The organism is Alcanivorax sp. HI0044 (assembly GCF_001634945.1).
In genome coordinates this window covers 1-2018 of the sequence record NZ_LWEZ01001480.1, presented here as the reverse complement: position 1 = coordinate 2018, position 2018 = coordinate 1, and the positions used below count along the sequence as shown (strand labels likewise).

At 57.1% G+C, this 2018-nt stretch carries 2 protein-coding genes; both read left to right on the top strand.

Features of this window, described 5'->3' with window-relative positions; translation table 11 throughout:
- Positions 1–930 (top strand): M23 family metallopeptidase (locus tag A3730_RS22360; protein WP_082872496.1); only part of this gene is annotated, 930 nt, incomplete at its 5' end.
- A 172-nt stretch (positions 931–1102) separates the two neighbouring features.
- A partial coding sequence (locus tag A3730_RS22355) for a DEAD/DEAH box helicase (protein ID WP_369819110.1) occupies positions 1103–2018 on the top strand: 916 nt, incomplete at its 3' end.

The following is a 2018-nucleotide window of genomic DNA, read 5'->3' as shown; positions in this document are numbered from 1 at the left end:
AACATCATAGTCCTTAACAGCAAGCGCGGCCATTCGCGCACACTGCCCGTTCCTCGCCATTGGCCCTGGTTATTGGCTGCGGCGTTGGTGGTGTTTCCCGCGATTATTGGCGTTAGCGCCTATCTTCTGGCCTATCGAGTGGGCGGTCAGCCTGAATTTACTCCGGTAATGACGGAGCGTTTTGCGGGGCAGCTGGAGCAGCAGCAACAAGCTCTTTCCGAGCTGGATCAGCAAAGCCAGGAGCAGTTTCGTGCCCTGACGCTCAAGCTGGCCCAGGCTCAGGCTCGGCTGGTTCGCCTGGATGCACTGGGTGAGAGACTGGTGGAAGTGGCTGATATCGGCGGTGACGAATTCGATTTCAGTAGTGTGCCCGGTGTCGGTGGACCGGAATCGCCGGATGAGGGGGCCAGTTATGAGTTGCCTTCCTTTATGGGGGCGCTGGATCAAATGACGGCCACCCTGGAACGCCGTGAGCGTCAGCTGGATATCCTGGAAGACCTGCTGGCGGATAAACAGTTGGAAGACCAGACTTATCTGTCTGGCCGCCCGCTGACCAAAGGCTGGATGTCCAGCCGTTTTGGCCGGCGTTCCGATCCCTTTTCCGGCCGGGTGGCCTGGCATAAAGGGGTGGATTTCGCGGGTAAGGAAGGCACGCCCATCGTGGCCACCGGTGCTGGCGTTGTGACCTATTCCGGTGAGCGTTCCGGTTACGGCAAAATGGTGGAGATCAACCACGGTAACGGCCTGTCCACCCGCTACGGGCACGCGATGGAGCTGCTGGTGGAGCCGGGGGACATTGTTCGCACCGGTGATACGGTGGCCAAGGTGGGCAATTCCGGCCGTTCCACTGGGCCGCATGTGCACTACGAAGTGCTGAAAAACGGCGCTCAGGTGAACCCACAGCCCTATATTTACCGCGCTCGCCGCTAAAACTGAAAATCGAAAACGGCCCAATGGGGCCGTTTTTCGTTATCGGGCCTTGATTACGGCGAATACCACCTTATCTCTCAATCCTATTGTGTTTAGAATGGCTCACCTTGCGGGGGAATCACCTTGCCGCCACCGGGCTGTTTGTCCTGACTTTTACTGAACCGGAAGTTTTATGCTGGGTACCATCGTAAAAAAAATCATCGGCACCAAGAATGATCGTGAAATCAAGCGAATGGCAAAGCTGGTCGATGCCATTAATAACCACGCAGAGGCGATGGGGCAGCTTACCGATGGCGATCTGCAGCACAAGACAGTCGCCTTCCGGCAGGCTTTCAAAGACGGCAAGACCCTGGATGAGTTGCTACCCGAAGCGTTTGCGGTAGTCCGCGAAGCGTCTACACGGGTGATGGGGATGCGCCATTTCGACGTGCAGATGATGGGCGGGATATCCCTGCATGAAGGGCGTATTTCCGAGATGCGTACCGGTGAAGGTAAAACCCTGACGGCGACCCTGCCGGCCTACCTGAATGCGCTCTCCGGTGAAGGCGTGCATGTGGTTACGGTAAATGATTACCTGGCCGAGCGTGACGCCAATTGGATGCGTCCCCTGTACGAATTCCTCGGGTTATCCGTGGGCATCATTCTGTCCCAGCAGCCCACCGAGCAGAAGCGCGCCGCGTACGCGTCGGATATTACCTACGGAACCAACAACGAATACGGCTTCGATTACCTGCGCGACAACATGGCCTTCCGCCTGGAAGACCGGGTGCAGCGTGGGTTGAATTACGCCATCGTCGATGAGGTGGATTCCATCCTGATTGATGAGGCGAGAACGCCACTGATTATTTCCGGCCCGGCGGCAGATTCCTCCGAGCTGTACCAGGCGGTGAATCAGTTGATGCCGCAACTGGAGAAAGAGACAGAAGAGAGCGAAGGCGATTACTTCGTTGATGAAAAACAACGGCAGGTAGAGCTGACCGAGGCGGGTCACCAGAAGATTGAAGCGCTACTGGTCAGCAACCAGTTGCTGGAACAGGGCGAAAGCCTGTACGCGGCCCATAACCTGGCGCTGCTGCATCATGTGCATG